Origin of the sequence: Escherichia sp. Lx600-2 (genome assembly GCF_036662595.1) — a bacterium.
In the GTDB taxonomy this organism is placed as follows: Bacteria; Pseudomonadota; Gammaproteobacteria; order Enterobacterales; family Enterobacteriaceae; genus Escherichia; species Escherichia coli.
Genome location: NZ_JAYQWM010000010.1, coordinates 77,485 through 95,275, shown reverse-complemented (window position 1 = coordinate 95,275; position 17,791 = coordinate 77,485). Strand labels below are relative to the sequence as shown.

At 49.4% G+C, this 17,791-nt stretch carries 18 protein-coding genes and 1 pseudogene; 17 read left to right on the top strand and 2 right to left on the bottom strand.

The genetic code is table 11. The annotated features are described in order from the left end of the window. Positions 1-241, top strand: a 241-nt coding sequence (locus OQV04_RS06080; RefSeq protein ID WP_332641604.1) for an anti-adapter protein IraM, incomplete at its 5' end; no start/stop codon positions are given. 102 nt (positions 242-343) lie between these two features. Here the strand turns inward: OQV04_RS06080 and icd are convergent. After that, on the bottom strand, positions 344-1,594 hold the full coding sequence (gene icd / locus OQV04_RS06075; RefSeq protein ID WP_000444487.1) for an NADP-dependent isocitrate dehydrogenase: 1,251 nt from the start codon (positions 1,592-1,594) through the stop codon (positions 344-346). 586 nt (positions 1,595-2,180) lie between these two features. Between icd and OQV04_RS06070 the strand changes: the two genes are divergently transcribed. The 10 genes from OQV04_RS06070 (at position 2,181) to roxA (ending at position 11,114) form a co-directional block, all read left to right on the top strand. Further along, on the top strand, positions 2,181-2,630 hold the full coding sequence (locus OQV04_RS06070) for an STM2901 family protein (RefSeq protein WP_045177580.1): 450 nt from the start codon (positions 2,181-2,183) through the stop codon (positions 2,628-2,630). After that, positions 2,630-2,965, top strand: coding sequence for a DUF1493 family protein (locus tag OQV04_RS06065; protein WP_000246191.1), 336 nt, complete (start codon positions 2,630-2,632; stop codon positions 2,963-2,965). The genes OQV04_RS06070 and OQV04_RS06065 overlap by 1 nt, the downstream gene beginning before the upstream one ends. Positions 2,966-3,297: 332 nt before the next feature. Next, entirely contained in the window at positions 3,298-3,936 is a 639-nt protein-coding gene (gene rluE / locus OQV04_RS06060) for a 23S rRNA pseudouridine(2457) synthase RluE (RefSeq protein ID WP_032280750.1), read from the top strand. 9 nt (positions 3,937-3,945) lie between these two features. Next, the gene (gene nudJ / locus OQV04_RS06055) at positions 3,946-4,407 is read left to right on the top strand and encodes a phosphatase NudJ (RefSeq protein ID WP_032280749.1); all 462 of its coding nucleotides are present in this window, start codon (positions 3,946-3,948) and stop codon (positions 4,405-4,407) included. Positions 4,408-4,460: 53 nt separating this feature from the next. Next, positions 4,461-5,567: a tRNA 2-thiouridine(34) synthase MnmA gene (gene mnmA / locus OQV04_RS06050; protein ID WP_001297484.1), complete on the top strand. Its 1,107-nt coding sequence runs from the start codon at positions 4,461-4,463 to the stop codon at positions 5,565-5,567. 35 nt (positions 5,568-5,602) lie between these two features. Continuing rightward, positions 5,603-6,244, top strand: coding sequence for a high frequency lysogenization protein HflD (gene hflD / locus OQV04_RS06045; RefSeq protein WP_001297479.1), 642 nt, complete (start codon positions 5,603-5,605; stop codon positions 6,242-6,244). 3 nt (positions 6,245-6,247) lie between these two features. Further along, positions 6,248-7,618 carry an adenylosuccinate lyase gene (gene purB / locus OQV04_RS06040; RefSeq protein WP_000423729.1) on the top strand — a complete coding sequence of 457 codons (1,371 nt, stop codon included), beginning with the start codon at positions 6,248-6,250 and terminating at the stop codon, positions 7,616-7,618. 167 nt (positions 7,619-7,785) lie between these two features. Further along, positions 7,786-8,457, top strand: coding sequence for a two-component system response regulator PhoP (gene phoP, locus OQV04_RS06035; protein WP_001265481.1), 672 nt, complete (start codon positions 7,786-7,788; stop codon positions 8,455-8,457). Beyond that, positions 8,457-9,917, top strand: coding sequence for a two-component system sensor histidine kinase PhoQ (gene phoQ, locus OQV04_RS06030; protein WP_000735412.1), 1,461 nt, complete (start codon positions 8,457-8,459; stop codon positions 9,915-9,917). Before phoP ends, phoQ begins: the two co-directional genes overlap by 1 nt. Positions 9,918-9,992: 75 nt before the next feature. Continuing rightward, on the top strand, positions 9,993-11,114 hold the full coding sequence (gene roxA, locus OQV04_RS06025; protein WP_001295435.1) for a [50S ribosomal protein L16]-arginine 3-hydroxylase: 1,122 nt from the start codon (positions 9,993-9,995) through the stop codon (positions 11,112-11,114). 48 nt (positions 11,115-11,162) lie between these two features. On the opposite strand, the gene pepT is transcribed toward roxA, so the two are convergent. Continuing rightward, positions 11,163-12,389 carry a peptidase T gene (gene pepT, locus OQV04_RS06020; protein WP_032280748.1) on the bottom strand — a complete coding sequence of 409 codons (1,227 nt, stop codon included), beginning with the start codon at positions 12,387-12,389 and terminating at the stop codon, positions 11,163-11,165. A 249-nt stretch (positions 12,390-12,638) separates the two neighbouring features. On the opposite strand from pepT, the gene potA reads away from it, so the two are divergent. The 6 genes and pseudogenes from potA to OQV04_RS05990 all read left to right on the top strand — a co-directional run bounded on the left by potA (position 12,639) and on the right by OQV04_RS05990 (position 17,751). Beyond that, on the top strand, positions 12,639-13,775 hold the full coding sequence (gene potA / locus OQV04_RS06015; RefSeq protein WP_000531594.1) for a spermidine/putrescine ABC transporter ATP-binding protein PotA: 1,137 nt from the start codon (positions 12,639-12,641) through the stop codon (positions 13,773-13,775). Next, on the top strand, positions 13,759-14,616 hold the full coding sequence (potB, locus tag OQV04_RS06010) for a spermidine/putrescine ABC transporter permease PotB (protein ID WP_000799401.1): 858 nt from the start codon (positions 13,759-13,761) through the stop codon (positions 14,614-14,616). Before potA ends, potB begins: the two co-directional genes overlap by 17 nt. Further along, complete coding sequence (potC, locus tag OQV04_RS06005; protein ID WP_000580316.1) at positions 14,613-15,407, top strand: spermidine/putrescine ABC transporter permease PotC; 795 nt, start codon at positions 14,613-14,615, stop codon at positions 15,405-15,407. The genes potB and potC overlap by 4 nt, the downstream gene beginning before the upstream one ends. Next, positions 15,404-16,450: a spermidine/putrescine ABC transporter substrate-binding protein PotD gene (gene potD, locus OQV04_RS06000; protein ID WP_000759317.1), complete on the top strand. Its 1,047-nt coding sequence runs from the start codon at positions 15,404-15,406 to the stop codon at positions 16,448-16,450. The genes potC and potD overlap by 4 nt, the downstream gene beginning before the upstream one ends. A 57-nt stretch (positions 16,451-16,507) precedes the next feature. Then, positions 16,508-16,969 (top strand): annotated as a pseudogene (locus tag OQV04_RS05995) (DUF3592 domain-containing protein). Continuing rightward, entirely contained in the window at positions 16,966-17,751 is a 786-nt protein-coding gene (locus tag OQV04_RS05990) for a TPM domain-containing protein (RefSeq protein WP_069912861.1), read from the top strand. Before OQV04_RS05995 ends, OQV04_RS05990 begins: the two are co-directional and overlap by 4 nt. Positions 17,752-17,791 lie beyond the last annotated feature (40 nt).

The following is a 17,791-nucleotide window of genomic DNA, read 5'->3' as shown; positions in this document are numbered from 1 at the left end:
CATCTGGTATCAATCTACTATATTTCTTCCTCCTGGAAGTATATTTACACCTGTTAAGCCTGGTATTATCCTTAAGGATAAAGAATATCCTATTACTATTTATAACATTGCACCATTCAACAAGAATTTATGGAGTTTACTCAAAAGCAGTCAAGAGTGTCCTCCAGGAGAAAGCGAAATAACAAATAAATGTTTGCATAAGAGTTGTATTATAAAAATATGCCCGTATGGGCTCAAGTAATGGGTTTTATATAAATATGCTCGATATGCTATTAATAATATCTACATAAATAAAACAACGGGCGTGTTATACGCCCGTTTAAATATTTAACACATGTAGTGATTACATATTCTTGATGATCGCATCACCAAACTCTGAACATTTCAGCAGTTTAGCGCCTTCCATCAAACGTTCGAAGTCATAGGTTACGGTCTTCGCATTGATTGCGCCTTCCATACCTTTAACAATCAGGTCTGCGGCTTCGGTCCAACCCATGTGGCGTAACATCATCTCAGCAGAGAGTATAATAGAGCCTGGGTTTACTTTGTCCTGACCGGCATATTTCGGCGCAGTACCGTGGGTGGCTTCAAACAGGGCGCATTCGTCACCGATGTTTGCACCAGGGGCGATACCGATACCGCCAACCTGCGCTGCCAGGGCGTCAGAAATGTAGTCACCGTTCAGGTTCATACAGGCGATAACATCATATTCAGCCGGACGCAGCAGGATCTGTTGCAGGAATGCATCAGCAATCACGTCTTTAATGACGATCTCTTTGCCGGTATTCGGGTTTTTAACTTTCAGCCACGGGCCGCCGTCGATCAGTTCACCGCCAAATTCTTCACGCGCCAGCTGGTAGCCCCAGTCTTTAAACGCGCCTTCGGTGAACTTCATGATGTTGCCTTTGTGCACCAGGGTCACAGAGTCACGATCGTTAGCAATTGCGTATTCGATCGCTGCACGAACCAGACGTTTGGTGCCTTCTTCAGAACACGGCTTAATACCGATACCGCAATGTTCCGGGAAGCGAATTTTCTTCACGCCCATCTCTTCACGCAGGAATTTAATCACTTTCTCGGCGTCGGCAGAGTCAGCTTTCCATTCGATACCCGCATAAATGTCTTCCGAGTTTTCACGGAAGATAACCATATCGGTCAGTTCAGGGTGTTTAACCGGGCTTGGAGTGCCCTGATAGTAACGTACCGGACGCAGGCAGATGTAGAGATCCAGTTCCTGGCGCAGGGCAACGTTGAGAGAACGAATACCGCCACCAACCGGAGTGGTCAGCGGGCCTTTAATAGCAACGCGATATTCACGAATCAGATCAAGAGTTTCAGCAGGCAACCAGACGTCCTGACCATAAACCTGTGTGGATTTTTCACCGGTGTAAATTTCCATCCAGGAGATTTTACGCTCACCTTTATAGGCTTTCTCGACTGCAGCGTCGACCACTTTCAGCATGGCTGGGGTTACATCTACACCGATTCCATCACCTTCAATGTAAGGGATAATCGGATTTTCAGGAACGTTGAGTTTGCCGTTTTGCAGGGTGATCTTCTTGCCTTGTGCCGGAACAACTACTTTACTTTCCATTCACCTCTCCTTCGAGCGCTACTGGTTTGCTCGTCTGCCACCACGTTGCATATGCGTTTGCGTCCTGCGATACGGATGCTTTAGAGCAATTTTTTGTTAATGATTTGTAATTGGCTTGTCAATACTACCCTATTGTTTGCCGTCATGAAAGATGCGCGTTATTAGGCTATAATGCGGCAATTCATAATCTCTGAAAATACCATGCAAAAAACTTCTTTTAGACCAAAGACAGTATTTTCCCGACCTTCAAATAAAGTATTAAATATCAATTAGTTACACCAGATTTTAAGCAATAAAAAAACCACCAGAGATAACTAACAGGGTGCTATTTGGTCAAAATTTGACATTACTCGATTCAGCGACTAACTCACTTTGAGCACTATTGGGAAAATTATCAAAAGTCATGGTTGAAGCGACAAGCAACGAGTAAATTATGGCATCCACCCTTTTTGAGGTTCACATGAAACGCTTTGCACTGATAGCTGTGACACTCGTTGCCTTTACTGGTTCTAGTTCTGCATCTGCTGCAACCGAAGAAATCAACTTCAAGTAACAGAAACACTATATAACAATGGAGTGTTGAAAAATGGATACTACCGAAGAACGCAATGGAACATATTTCTATAGAGGACACCCGAACCTGTCCAAAATAGAACTACTCAACGTCATATTCCTTGAAGAATTCTGTAAGGAATTGGGGATTGATTCGGTATCAGGTGCAGCAATCTTATCTGGTCAACCTTGGCTGGGTACAAGAGCGAAGCCGCAAGGGGCAACCCTGGGAACAAGTGTTGTCTCAAAGTATGCGCGTATACTGATGAGAGATGCACGCATGCCTTTTGGTATTTCTGTTCATACACCAGTGGGTGTAAGGATGCAGAAATCTAATAAGCTTGCTGCAATTATCGCTCGTTGGGTCCCGTGGATTGGTTGGGTTTCACTGTCGATGAGTCTTTACAGGGTTTCGACTCGTACCCAGGAAAAATACAATCTGATTGCCAAACCTCAAGACCGTATTAAGTGGACTTCCTTCTAATGGCAACAACAATCACAGACGAAGTTTTAGCACTGTTCCGTGATGAGATTCCAGGTTATCAGGATGACCACGGGAAGGAAATTCCGTTAGAACTGGACTCTGATTTGTTCGACTATCCACGAGATGATTTAGAGGACGCTATACGGAAATACAAAGAGAGGTTTGGGATTAACCTGGATAATCTGGACTGGTCTTTGTACCTTCCGTGGGAGTCTGCACCATTGCTTCAACGATGGTTCAAGCTCAAGCGGGAAGAGGTAGAAACAACACGTTTACCGTTAACTGTACGGATGTTTGCGGAATCAGCAGAAGCGGGAAAATGGCTGTATCAGTAGAATAAAAAAGAAGGCTGCGATGCCCCTCTTATTACTGCTGATGATGGTAGTGGTAAAGCATCATCCTGAACTTGAACAGTGAAGTGCTGTCACCCATCAGTAATACAGAAACACTATTTTTCATACCAATATTTATTCAATTCATCAATGTAAAATGTGTTCATTGGGCCATATTTATCACCATGCAGCCACACAACCGCTGCTCACTAACCCAGGTATTGATGAAACCGCGCTGAAGAGCCTGAACCCTGAACCTCTAACGAGTACCTTCAAAGTCCAATGCAATCCGACACTGTGCTACCCTCTGCGTATAGCTCTATTTGGAATTTACCATGAAATACTTTAGCGATTCTAAATCTTCTTTTAGAAAAAAACAGGTTAGTCGACTAAACTCGCAACACTCCACTAAGCGTAAACCTGAAAACCAGCCCACGCGTGTGATCCTGTTCAATAAACCCTACGATGTTCTTCCGCAGTTCACCGATGAAGCCGGACGCAAAGCATTAAAAGAATTCATCCCGGTTCAGGGCGTTTATGCAGCAGGTCGTCTTGACCGCGATAGCGAAGGGTTACTGGTGCTGACCAATAACGGCGCGTTGCAGGCGCGTTTAACCCAGCCGGGTAAACGCACCGGAAAAATCTATTATGTGCAGGTGGAAGGTATTCCCACACAAGACGCACTTGAAGCCTTGCGCAATGGCGTAACCTTAAATGATGGCCCTACCCTGCCCGCCGGCGCGGAGCTGGTTGACGAACCTGCGTGGTTATGGCCGCGGAATCCACCAATTCGTGAACGCAAAAGTATTCCCACCAGCTGGCTGAAGATCACCTTATTTGAAGGACGTAATCGCCAGGTGCGCCGCATGACCGCCCATGTTGGTTTCCCCACGCTGCGACTGATTCGTTATGCGATGGGTGATTACTCTTTGGATAATCTTGCTAATGGCGAATGGCGAGAAGTGACAGATTAAGGATGCAAAATGTTTAAACCGCACGTTACCGTTGCTTGCGTGGTGCACGCAGAAGGCAAATTTTTAGTCGTTGAAGAGACGATTAATGGTAAAGCGTTATGGAACCAACCGGCGGGGCATCTGGAAGCGGATGAAACCTTAGTGGAAGCCGCCGCCCGTGAGCTGTGGGAAGAAACCGGCATCAGCGCGCAGCCGCAACACTTTATTCGTATGCATCAGTGGATTGCGCCAGATAAAACGCCGTTTTTGCGTTTCCTTTTTGCCATTGAGCTTGTGCAAATATGCCCGACCCAGCCTCATGACAGCGATATCGACTGCTGCCGTTGGGTTAGTGCCGAAGAGATTTTACAGGCCCCCAACCTGCGTTCGCCGCTGGTGGCGGAAAGTATTCGTTGTTATCAAAGCGGGCAACGCTATCCGCTGGAGATGATTGGCGATTTTAACTGGCCTTTTACAAAGGGTGTCATCTAAAAGGCTGCGTGATAGAATACGCCGCCTTGAAGTTCAATGTCGTGAGTGATCCAATGTCTGAAACCGCAAAAAAAGTAATCGTCGGCATGTCCGGCGGTGTCGATTCCTCCGTTTCTGCCTGGCTGTTGCAACAACAGGGATATCAGGTCGAAGGCCTGTTTATGAAGAACTGGGAAGAAGACGACGGTGAGGAATATTGCACAGCGGCAGCGGATCTGGCTGATGCCCAGGCTGTCTGCGACAAGCTCGGCATTGAACTGCACACCGTTAACTTTGCTGCCGAGTACTGGGACAACGTCTTCGAACTGTTCCTTGCCGAATATAAAGCCGGTCGCACGCCGAATCCGGATATTCTGTGCAACAAAGAGATCAAATTTAAAGCCTTCCTCGAATTTGCCGCCGAAGATTTAGGTGCCGATTATATCGCTACCGGTCATTACGTTCGTCGGGCCGATGTCGATGGCAAGAGCCGCCTGCTGCGTGGTCTGGACAGCAATAAAGACCAGAGCTACTTCCTTTATACGCTCAGCCATGAGCAGATTGCGCAAAGCCTGTTCCCGGTCGGCGAACTGGAAAAACCGCAGGTGCGTAAGATTGCTGAAGATCTTGGTCTGGTCACCGCGAAGAAAAAAGACTCTACCGGCATTTGCTTCATTGGCGAACGTAAATTCCGCGAGTTCCTGGGCCGTTATCTCCCGGCACAACCGGGCAAAATCATTACTGTTGACGGCGATGAAATTGGTGAGCATCAGGGGCTGATGTATCACACCCTCGGTCAGCGTAAAGGTCTGGGTATCGGTGGCACCAAAGAAGGCACCGAAGAACCGTGGTATGTGGTGGACAAAGACGTCGAAAACAACATTCTGGTTGTCGCTCAGGGCCATGAACACCCGCGGCTGATGTCTGTCGGGTTGATTGCCCAGCAGTTGCACTGGGTCGATCGCGAACCATTCACCGGCACTATGCGTTGCACGGTAAAAACCCGCTATCGCCAGACCGATATCCCCTGCACCGTCAAGGCGCTGGACGATGATCGCATTGAAGTGATTTTCGATGAGCCGGTTGCCGCCGTGACGCCGGGCCAGTCTGCCGTCTTCTATAACGGTGAAGTGTGCCTCGGTGGCGGTATTATTGAGCAGCGTCTGCCGCTGCCGGTCTGATTATTATCTTTACTTAAAACAAGGAAGCAGTGAACGTGGCAAAGAATTACTATGACATCACCCTCGCCCTGGCCGGTATTTGTCAGTCGGCACGCCTGGTGCAACAACTCGCTCACCAGGGGCATTGTGATGCCGATGCGCTACACGTCTCACTCAACAGTATTATTGATATGAACCCCAGCTCGACGCTGGCGGTTTTTGGCGGTAGCGAAGCCAACCTGCGCGTCGGGCTGGAAACCCTGCTCGGCGTGCTCAATGCCAGCAGTCGCCAGGGCTTAAACGCCGAATTAACCCGCTACACACTCAGCCTGATGGTGCTTGAGCGCAAACTCTCCTCAGCGAAAGGTGCGCTCGACACTCTGGGCAACCGGATCAACGGCCTGCAACGCCAGCTCGAACACTTCGATTTACAGTCCGAAACGCTGATGAGCGCGATGGCTGCTATCTATGTTGATGTGATTAGCCCGCTTGGCCCGCGCATTCAGGTCACCGGCTCCCCTGCTGTACTGCAAAGCCCACAAGTGCAGGCGAAAGTTCGCGCAACCCTGCTGGCAGGCATTCGCGCCGCCGTGCTCTGGCACCAGGTCGGCGGCGGACGTCTGCAACTGATGTTTTCTCGTAATCGCCTGACCACTCAGGCAAAACAAATTCTTGCTCATTTAACCCCGGAGTTGTGATCTATGGAATTATCCTCACTGACCGCCGTTTCCCCTGTCGATGGACGCTACGGCGATAAAGTCAGCGCGCTGCGCGGGATTTTCAGCGAATATGGTTTGCTGAAATTCCGTGTACAAGTTGAAGTACGTTGGCTGCAAAAACTGGCCGCGCACGCAGCGATCAAGGAAGTTCCTGCTTTTGCTGCCGACGCAATCGGTTACCTTGATGCAATTGTCGCCAATTTCAGCGAAGAAGATGCCGCACGCATCAAAACCATCGAGCGTACTACTAACCACGACGTTAAAGCGGTTGAGTATTTCCTGAAAGAAAAAGTGGCGGAGATCCCGGAACTGCACGCGGTTTCTGAATTCATCCACTTTGCCTGTACTTCGGAAGATATCAATAACCTCTCCCACGCATTAATGCTGAAAACCGCGCGTGATGAAGTGATCCTGCCGTACTGGCGTCAACTAATTGATGGCATTAAAGATCTCGCCGTTCAGTACCGCGATATCCCGCTGCTGTCTCGTACCCACGGTCAGCCAGCCACGCCGTCAACCATCGGTAAAGAGATGGCAAACGTCGCCTACCGTATGGAGCGCCAGTACCGCCAGCTTAACCAGGTGGAGATCCTCGGCAAAATCAACGGCGCGGTCGGTAACTATAACGCCCACATCGCCGCTTACCCGGAAGTTGACTGGCATCAGTTCAGCGAAGAGTTCGTCACCTCGCTGGGTATTCAATGGAACCCGTACACTACCCAGATTGAACCGCACGACTACATTGCCGAACTGTTTGATTGCGTTGCGCGCTTCAACACCATTCTGATCGACTTTGACCGTGACGTCTGGGGTTATATCGCCCTTAACCACTTCAAACAGAAAACCATCGCCGGTGAGATTGGTTCTTCCACCATGCCGCATAAAGTTAACCCGATCGACTTCGAGAACTCCGAAGGGAATCTGGGCCTTTCCAACGCGGTATTACAGCATCTGGCAAGCAAACTGCCGGTTTCCCGCTGGCAGCGTGACCTGACCGACTCCACCGTGTTGCGTAACCTCGGCGTGGGTATCGGTTATGCGCTGATTGCGTATCAATCCACCCTGAAAGGCGTGAGCAAACTGGAAGTGAACCGTGACCATCTGCTGGATGAGCTGGATCACAACTGGGAAGTGCTGGCAGAACCAATCCAGACAGTTATGCGTCGCTATGGCATCGAAAAACCGTACGAGAAATTGAAAGAGCTGACTCGTGGTAAGCGCGTTGACGCCGAAGGCATGAAGCAGTTTATCGACGGTCTGGCGTTGCCAGAAGAAGAGAAAGCCCGCCTGAAAGCGATGACGCCGGCAAACTACATTGGTCGCGCCATCACCATGGTTGATGAGCTGAAATAAACTCGTATCAGTGCCGGATGGCGATGCTGTCCGGCCTGCTTATTAAGATTATCCGCTTTTTATTTTTTCACTTTACCTCCCCTCCCCGCTGGTTTATTTAATGTTTACCCCCATAACCACATAATCGCGTTACACTATTTTAATAATTAAGACAGGGAGAAATAAAAATGCGCGTACTGGTTGTTGAAGACAATGCGTTGTTACGTCACCACCTTAAAGTTCAGATTCAGGATGCTGGTCATCAGGTCGATGATGCAGAAGATGCCAAAGAAGCCGATTATTATCTCAATGAACATTTACCGGATATTGCGATTGTCGATCTCGGATTGCCAGACGAGGACGGTCTGTCACTGATTCGCCGCTGGCGTAGCAATGATGTTTCACTGCCGATTCTGGTATTAACCGCCCGTGAAAGCTGGCAGGACAAAGTCGAAGTATTAAGTGCCGGTGCTGATGATTACGTGACTAAACCGTTTCATATTGAAGAGGTGATGGCGCGAATGCAGGCATTAATGCGGCGTAATAGCGGCCTGGCTTCACAGGTCATTTCGCTCCCCCCGTTTCAGGTTGATCTCTCTCGCCGTGAATTATCTATTAATGACGAAGTGATCAAACTGACCGCATTCGAATACACCATTATGGAAACGTTGATACGCAATAATGGCAAAGTGGTGAGCAAAGATTCGTTAATGCTCCAACTCTATCCGGATGCGGAGCTGCGGGAAAGCCATACCATTGATGTACTGATGGGACGTCTGCGCAAAAAAATTCAGGCACAATATCCCCAAGAAGTGATTACCACCGTTCGCGGCCAGGGCTATCTGTTCGAATTGCGCTGATGAAAAAATTACTGCGTCTTTTTTTCCCGCTCTCGCTGCGGGTACGTTTTCTGTTGGCAACGGCAGCGGTAGTACTGGTGCTTTCGCTTGCCTACGGAATGGTCGCGCTGATCGGTTATAGCGTCAGTTTCGATAAAACTACGTTTCGGCTGTTACGTGGCGAGAGCAATCTGTTCTATACCCTTGCGAAGTGGGAAAACAATAAGTTGCATGTCGAGTTACCCGAAAATATCGACAAGCAAAGCCCCACCATGACGCTAATTTATGATGAGAACGGGCAGCTTTTATGGGCGCAACGTGACGTGCCCTGGCTGATGAAGATGATCCAGCCTGACTGGCTGAAATCGAATGGTTTTCATGAAATTGAAGCGGATGTTAACGATACCAGCCTCTTGCTGAGTGGAGATCATTCGATACAGCAACAGTTGCAGGAAGTGCGGGAAGATGATGACGACGCGGAGATGACCCACTCGGTGGCGGTAAACGTCTACCCGGCAACATCGCGGATGCCAAAGTTAACCATTGTGGTGGTGGATACCATTCCGGTGGAGCTAAAAAGTTCCTATATGGTCTGGAGCTGGTTTATCTATGTGCTCTCAGCCAATCTGCTGTTAGTGATCCCGCTGCTGTGGGTCGCCGCCTGGTGGAGTTTACGCCCCATCGAAGCCCTGGCAAAAGAAGTCCGCGAACTGGAAGAACATAACCGCGAATTGCTCAATCCAGCCACAACGCGAGAACTGACCAGTCTGGTACGAAACCTGAACCGATTGTTAAAAAGCGAACGCGAACGTTACGACAAATACCGTACAACGCTCACCGACCTGACCCATAGTCTGAAAACGCCACTGGCGGTGCTGCAAAGTACGCTGCGTTCTCTGCGTAGTGAAAAGATGAGCGTCAGTGATGCTGAACCGGTAATGCTGGAGCAAATCAGCCGCATTTCACAGCAAATTGGCTACTACCTGCATCGTGCCAGTATGCGCGGCGGGACATTGCTCAGCCGCGAGCTGCATCCGGTCGCCCCACTGCTGGACAATCTCACCTCGGCGCTGAACAAAGTGTATCAACGCAAAGGGGTCAATATCTCTCTCGATATTTCGCCAGAGATCAGCTTTGTCGGTGAGCAGAACGATTTTGTCGAGGTGATGGGCAATGTGCTGGATAATGCCTGTAAATATTGCCTCGAGTTTGTCGAAATTTCTGCAAGGCAAACCGACGAGCATCTCTATATTGTGGTCGAGGATGATGGACCCGGTATTCCATTAAGCAAGCGAGAGGTCATTTTCGACCGTGGTCAACGGGTTGATACTTTACGCCCTGGGCAAGGTGTGGGGCTGGCGGTAGCCCGCGAAATCACCGAGCAATATGAGGGTAAAATCGTCGCCGGAGAGAGCATGCTGGGCGGTGCGCGGATGGAGGTGATTTTTGGTCGCCAGCATTCTGCGCCGAAAGATGAATAAATATGTCCATACTTCACGCATTACGTTAAGCATCCGTTATAATCGGTTGCAGATACCAGCCTGTGGATGCTTAACATGGAATACCAACTCACTCTTAACTGGCCCGATTTTCTTGAACGTCACTGGCAGAAACGCCCGGTGGTGTTAAAACGCGGGTTTAATAATTTTATTGACCCGATCTCTCCAGACGAGTTGGCGGGTCTGGCGATGGAAAGCGAAGTCGACAGTCGACTGGTCAGTCACCAGGATGGCAAATGGCAGGTCAGCCACGGTCCGTTCGAAAGCTACGATCATCTCGGTGAAACCAACTGGTCATTACTGGTACAGGCAGTGAACCACTGGCATGAGCCGACCGCCGCGCTGATGCGACCGTTCCGTGAACTACCGGACTGGCGTATTGATGATCTGATGATCTCTTTTTCTGTACCTGGCGGCGGCGTCGGCCCGCATCTCGATCAGTACGACGTGTTTATCATTCAGGGTACCGGACGTCGTCGCTGGCGAGTGGGCGAAAAGCTGCAAATGAAACAGCACTGTCCGCACCCGGATCTGTTACAGGTCGATCCGTTCGAAGCCATCATCGATGAAGAGCTGGAGCCTGGCGATATTCTTTATATTCCGCCAGGATTCCCGCATGAAGGCTACGCGCTGGAAAATGCGATGAACTATTCCGTGGGTTTTCGCGCGCCAAATACGCGGGAATTAATTAGCGGATTTGCCGATTATGTGCTGCAACGTGAACTGGGCGGCAACTACTACAGCGATCCGGATGTTCCACCTCGCGCTCATCCTGCGGACGTTCTGCCGCAAGAGATGGATAAACTGCGTGAGATGATGCTCGAATTGATCAACCAGCCGGAACACTTTAAGCAATGGTTTGGCGAGTTTATATCCCAGTCACGTCATGAACTGGATATCGCTCCGCCAGAGCCGCCTTATCAGCCGGATGAAATCTACGATGCGCTGAAACAAGGTGATGTGCTGGTGCGCCTGGGTGGTCTGCGCGTATTGCGCATTGGCGACGACGTGTATGCCAATGGTGAGAAGATCGATTCCCCGCACCGTCCGGCACTGGATGCACTCGCCAGCAACATTGCGCTGACTGCGGAGAATTTTGGCGATGCGCTGGAAGATCCGTCATTCCTCGCGATGCTCGCGGCGCTGGTCAATAGCGGGTATTGGTTCTTCGAAGGGTAAGTTTGGATTTAAGCCGGATGCGGCATCACATGCCGCATCCCTTTTCGCTTACTTCCGTTGCGCCGTTAACTCGGCAATACGGACGATCACCTGCACCGCTTTTTCCATACCTTCCAGAGTCACAAACTCATGCTTACCATGATAGTTGTAACCGCCAGTGAACAGGTTCGGGCACGGTAATCCCATAAACGACAACTGCGCGCCGTCGGTACCGCCGCGGATCGGTTTCAGTTCCGGTTCAATATCGCAGTCACGCATCGCCTGCTGGGCGATATCGAGAATATGCGGATGCTCAACCACTTTCTCGCGCATATTGTAGTAACTGTCTTCAATCACCAATTCAATGTAGCAATCAGGATGTAACCCTTTGCCCACTTTTTTGGCGATCTCCATCATTTTACGTTTACGCGCTTCAAACTGTTTACGGTCGAAATCACGGATGATGTAGTGCATATCGGCCCGTTCAACGGTGCCTTTCATGCTCGCCAGGTGATAGAAACCTTCATAACCTTCTGTCATTTCCGGGCTTTCATCCGCCGGAACTTCCGCATGAATACGTGCCGCCAGCGACAGCGCATTTACCATCACTCCTTTCGCCGTGCCCGGGTGAACATTGTTACCGACAATTTTGATATTGACCGACGCGGCGTTGAAGTTTTCAAACTCCAGTTCGCCTACGCCACCACCATCAACAGTGTAAGCCCAGCGGGCATCGAAGGCATCAACATCAAAATGTTTCGCCCCTTTGCCCACTTCTTCATCCGGGGTAAAGGCGACGCGAATATCACCATGCGGAATGTTTTTCTGTTGCAATACCGCCAGCGCGGTCATGATTTCTGCAATACCTGCTTTGTCATCGGCACCTAACAAGGTTTTACCATCGGTGGTAATCAGCGTCTGACCCAGTAGCTGATGCAGCACCGGGAACATAACCGGTGATAAAACTTCATCGCCGATACCCAGCGCAATATCGCCACCGCGATAGTTTTCAACAATTTGCGGATTCACATTTTTGCCGCTGCAATCCGGTGAGGTATCCACATGAGAAATAAAGCCAATCGCCGGGATATCGCCAGGGACGTTAGCCGGTAACGTCGCCATCAAAATGCCCTTCTCACTTAAGGTCACATTGATAAGCCCCATCTCTTCGAGCTGCTCTTTCAGCAGATGCAATAACTTCCATTGGCCTTCCGTGCTGGGAACCTGTCTCACCCCTGCTTTTGATTGGGTATCCAGAGACACGTAGTTCAAAAATCGCTCAAGTAGTTTATCCATGTAGTCACCCTCACTTTTTGTGACAACATTATTAAGAAGCAAGAAAAGACAAATATTGCGTCAGGTCACTTTTACCCCTGCAAGCGGGAATATTTATCAGCATTACCTTAATGAATATAAAGCTAAGCCAGTAATTCACAACAAAGATTGGCGATTCAAGCGGTTTGCCGTAGAATTACCGCCCTCATTAAGAGTCACCAAGGTGGTTAACCACAAACCCCGCATCGGTAAGCCATCCGTTGCGTTTACATGGGACAGAGTAAAAAATTGAATAAACAACCGAGTTCGCTTTCACCGCTGGTGCAATTGGCGGGAATTCGCAAATGCTTTGATGGTAAAGAGGTCATTCCCCAGCTGGATCTGACTATCAACAATGGCGAGTTCCTCACGCTGCTTGGCCCTTCTGGCTGCGGTAAAACAACCGTTCTTCGCCTGATTGCAGGTCTGGAAACTGTTGATTCCGGACGCATCATGTTGGATAACGAGGACATCACCCACGTTCCGGCGGAAAACCGCTATGTGAACACTGTTTTCCAAAGCTACGCACTTTTCCCCCACATGACCGTGTTCGAAAATGTGGCCTTTGGGTTGCGCATGCAAAAAACCCCCGCTGCTGAAATTACGCCCCGCGTGATGGAAGCCCTGCGGATGGTGCAGCTGGAAACCTTCGCTCAACGTAAACCGCATCAGCTCTCTGGTGGTCAACAGCAACGCGTCGCCATTGCTCGCGCGGTAGTTAACAAGCCTCGTCTGTTGTTGCTGGATGAGTCGCTCTCAGCGCTGGATTACAAACTGCGCAAGCAAATGCAGAACGAGCTGAAAGCGTTACAGCGTAAGCTTGGCATTACATTCGTCTTCGTGACTCACGACCAGGAAGAAGCACTCACCATGTCGGACAGGATTGTGGTGATGCGCGATGGTCGCATTGAGCAAGACGGCACGCCGCGTGAAATCTATGAAGAGCCGAAAAACCTGTTTGTTGCCGGGTTCATTGGCGAAATCAATATGTTTAACGCCACTGTCATCGAACGTCTCGACGAGCAGCGCGTACGCGCCAACGTTGAAGGCCGCGAATGTAATATCTACGTTAACTTCGCCGTTGAACCGGGGCAAAAACTGCATGTTCTGCTGCGCCCGGAAGACTTACGTGTTGAAGAGATTAACGACGACAACCACGCTGAAGGGCTGATTGGTTACGTTCGCGAGCGTAACTACAAAGGCATGACGCTGGAGTCGGTTGTTGAACTGGAAAATGGCAAGATGGTGATGGTCAGCGAATTCTTCAATGAAGACGATCCTGACTTTGACCACTCTCTCGACCAAAAAATGGCCATTAATTGGGTAGAAAGCTGGGAGGTCGTACTGGCTGATGAAGAACACAAGTAAGTTCCAGAATGTAGTGATTGTCACTATTGTCGGTTGGCTTGTGTTGTTTGTCTTTCTGCCCAACCTGATGATCATTGGCACCAGCTTTTTGACCCGCGACGACGCCAGTTTTGTCAAAATGGTCTTTACGCTGGATAACTACACGCGTCTGCTCGATCCGCTCTATTTTGAAGTGCTATTGCACTCGCTGAATATGGCGCTGATCGCCACCCTCGCCTGCCTGGTGCTGGGCTACCCGTTTGCCTGGTTTCTGGCGAAGCTGCCACACAAGGTGCGTCCGCTGCTGCTGTTTCTGCTGATTGTTCCCTTCTGGACCAACTCACTGATTCGCATCTACGGGCTGAAAATTTTCCTCAGCACCAAAGGCTATCTCAACGAGTTTTTGCTCTGGCTGGGCGTTATCGACACACCAATTCGTATCATGTTCACGCCCAGTGCGGTGATTATCGGTCTGGTTTACATTCTGCTGCCGTTTATGGTGATGCCACTGTACTCCAGTATCGAAAAACTGGATAAGCCGTTGCTTGAGGCGGCGCGCGATCTCGGTGCCAGCAAGTTACAGACTTTTATCCGCATCATTATTCCACTGACGATGCCGGGGATTATTGCCGGATGTCTGCTGGTGATGCTGCCAGCGATGGGCCTGTTCTATGTGTCCGACCTGATGGGCGGTGCGAAAAACCTGCTGATCGGTAACGTCATCAAGGTACAGTTCCTCAATATTCGTGACTGGCCGTTTGGTGCAGCCACCAGCATTACGCTGACTATCGTAATGGGCCTGATGTTGCTGGTTTACTGGCGCGCTTCTCGTCTGCTGAATAAAAAGGTGGAACTCGAATGATCGGTCGACTGCTTCGCGGCGGTTTTATGACCGCTATCTACGCGTACCTGTATATCCCAATCATTATTTTGATTGTGAACTCCTTTAACAGCTCGCGCTTTGGCATCAACTGGCAGGGTTTTACCACTAAATGGTATAGCTTGCTGATGAACAACGACAGCCTGTTACAGGCAGCGCAGCATTCACTAACAATGGCGGTGTTTTCGGCGACGTTTGCTACGCTTATCGGTTCACTGACGGCAGTTGCACTGTACCGTTATCGCTTTCGTGGTAAGCCGTTCGTTAGCGGAATGCTGTTTGTGGTAATGATGTCACCAGATATCGTGATGGCAATTTCGCTGCTGGTGCTGTTTATGCTGCTGGGTATTCAGCTTGGCTTCTGGTCGCTGCTGTTCTCGCATATCACCTTCTGCCTGCCATTTGTGGTGGTGACGGTGTATTCGCGCCTGAAAGGTTTTGACGTGCGAATGCTGGAAGCGGCGAAAGATCTCGGTGCCAGCGAATTTACCATTCTGCGAAAAATCATTCTGCCACTGGCAATGCCAGCGGTGGCGGCGGGCTGGGTGTTAAGCTTTACCCTGTCGATGGACGATGTGGTGGTTTCTTCGTTCGTCACCGGGCCGAGTTATGAAATTCTGCCGTTAAAAATTTATTCGATGGTCAAAGTCGGCGTATCGCCGGAAGTTAACGCGCTGGCAACCATATTACTGGTGCTGTCGCTGGTGATGGTTATTGCCAGCCAGCTTATTGCTCGTGATAAAACGAAAGGTAACACAGGGGACGTTAAATGAAAAAATGGTCACGCCACCTGCTCGCGGCGGGTGCTCTGGCACTGGGCATGAGCGCCGCTCACGCCGATGACAACAACACGCTGTATTTCTACAACTGGACCGAGTACGTGCCGCCAGGACTGCTTGAACAGTTCACCAAAGAAACCGGTATTAAGGTTATCTATTCGACTTACGAGTCGAACGAAACCATGTATGCCAAGCTGAAAACGTACAAAGACGGTGCCTATGACCTGGTGGTTCCTTCAACCTATTACGTCGATAAAATGCGTAAAGAAGGGATGATCCAGAAGATCGACAAGTCGAAGTTAACGAACTTCAGCAATCTCGATCCAGACATGCTCAATAAGCCGTTTGACCCGAATAACGATTACTCCATTCCGTATATCTGGGGTGCGACGGCGATTGGTGTTAACGGTGATGCGGTGGATCCAAAATCTGTCACCAGCTGGGCCGATCTGTGGAAGCCAGAGTACAAAGGCAGCCTGCTGTTGACCGACGATGCCCGTGAAGTGTTCCAGATGGCGCTGCGTAAGCTGGGCTACTCCGGTAACACCACCGATCCGAAAGAGATTGAAGCTGCATATAACGAGCTGAAAAAACTGATGCCAAACGTCGCAGCGTTTAACTCCGATAACCCGGCTAACCCGTACATGGAAGGCGAAGTTAACCTCGGCATGATCTGGAACGGTTCTGCTTTCGTTGCACGCCAGGCGGGTACGCCTATTGACGTGGTGTGGCCGAAAGAAGGCGGCATATTCTGGATGGACAGCCTGGCGATCCCGGCAAATGCCAAAAACAAAGAAGGCGCGCTGAAATTGATCAACTTCCTGCTGCGCCCGGATGTGGCAAAACAGGTTGCTGAAACTATCGGTTATCCAACGCCAAACCTTGCGGCGCGTAAGCTGTTAAGTCCAGAAGTGGCGAACGATAAGACGCTCTACCCGGATGCTGAAACCATTAAAAATGGCGAATGGCAGAATGACGTTGGCGCAGCCAGCAGCATTTATGAAGAGTATTATCAGAAGCTGAAAGCAGGACGTTAATTCAGCAAGCGGGCGGTGGTATTACCGCCCGTTTTTTAGTTAGCAAGGATGTGACTAATGAGTCAGGACAGTAAAGTTTTCTTTCGTATATTCTTCGGTATCGGTCTGTTACTGATCCTCATTTCTGTTGTTATCTTTTATAACTAGTTCACCTATAGCAAAGACGCGATTCATACCGAAGGCGTCATTGTTGATACCGTCTTGCACTCCAGTCATTCTCATCGCACGGGTAAAAATGGTTCGTGGTATCCCGTCGTTGCCTTTCGACCGACGCCAGATTACACGCTAATTTTCAATTCGAGTATTGGCAGCGATTTTTATGAAGACAGCGAAGGCGATAAAGTTAATGTTTATTATTCTCCCGGGCATCCTGAAAAGGCTGAGATAAATAACCCGTGGGTTAATTTTTTTAAATGGGGGTTTATCGGCATTATGGGCGTTATTTTTATCGCCGTCGGTTTATTAATCAGTATGCCCTCCTCTAAAAAATCACGCAGGAAACGGAAGTCCCGTCCATGAAAAAAATCACAATACTGCTCAGTTTACTGATACTTCTGCCTCTGACGGTAACCAGTAAGCCCTTAATCCCAATAATGAAGACACTTTTTACGGATGTTACAGGTACTGTACCGGATGCTGAGGAGATTGCGCGGAAAGCGGAGCTTTTTCGTCAACAAACAGGGATTGCGCCGTTTATCGTGGTTGTACCTGGCGTTAATGAAGCAAGCTTCAGGCAAAATGGCAAAGCGATGCTGGCGCATGCGTCATCTTCATTGAGTGATGTAAAAGGAAGTGTTCTGTTACTTTTTACTACACGCGAGCCACGGTTAATTATGATAACCAACGGCCATGTTGAAAGCAGCATGGACGATAAGCATCTCGGCCTTCTGGTAGAAAATCACACGCTGGCTTATTTACATGCGGATCTCTGGTATCAGGGAATCAATAATGCATTGGCTGTTTTACAAGCACAGATATTAAAACAACCGACGCCGCCACTGACATATTATCCGCATCCCGGACAACAGCAGGAGAATGATCCTCCCGGCAGCACCACGACATTAGGCCTTTTTGCCTGGGCGGTTGCATTTATCGTCTTTACTGCATTTTTTAACTACACGACGCGCCTTAATTATGCATTAAAATTTGCAGTGGCGATGACTATTGCCAATATGGGCTATCAGGCTTTATGCCTGTATATCGATAATAGCTTTGCGATTACCAGAATATCGCCACTCTGGGCAGGGCTGATTGGTGTCTGTACGTTTATTGCCGCGTTGTTATTGACGAGTAAACGGTAAAAGAGATAGTAAAATGCGTGTGTATTATGCCGGATGCGAC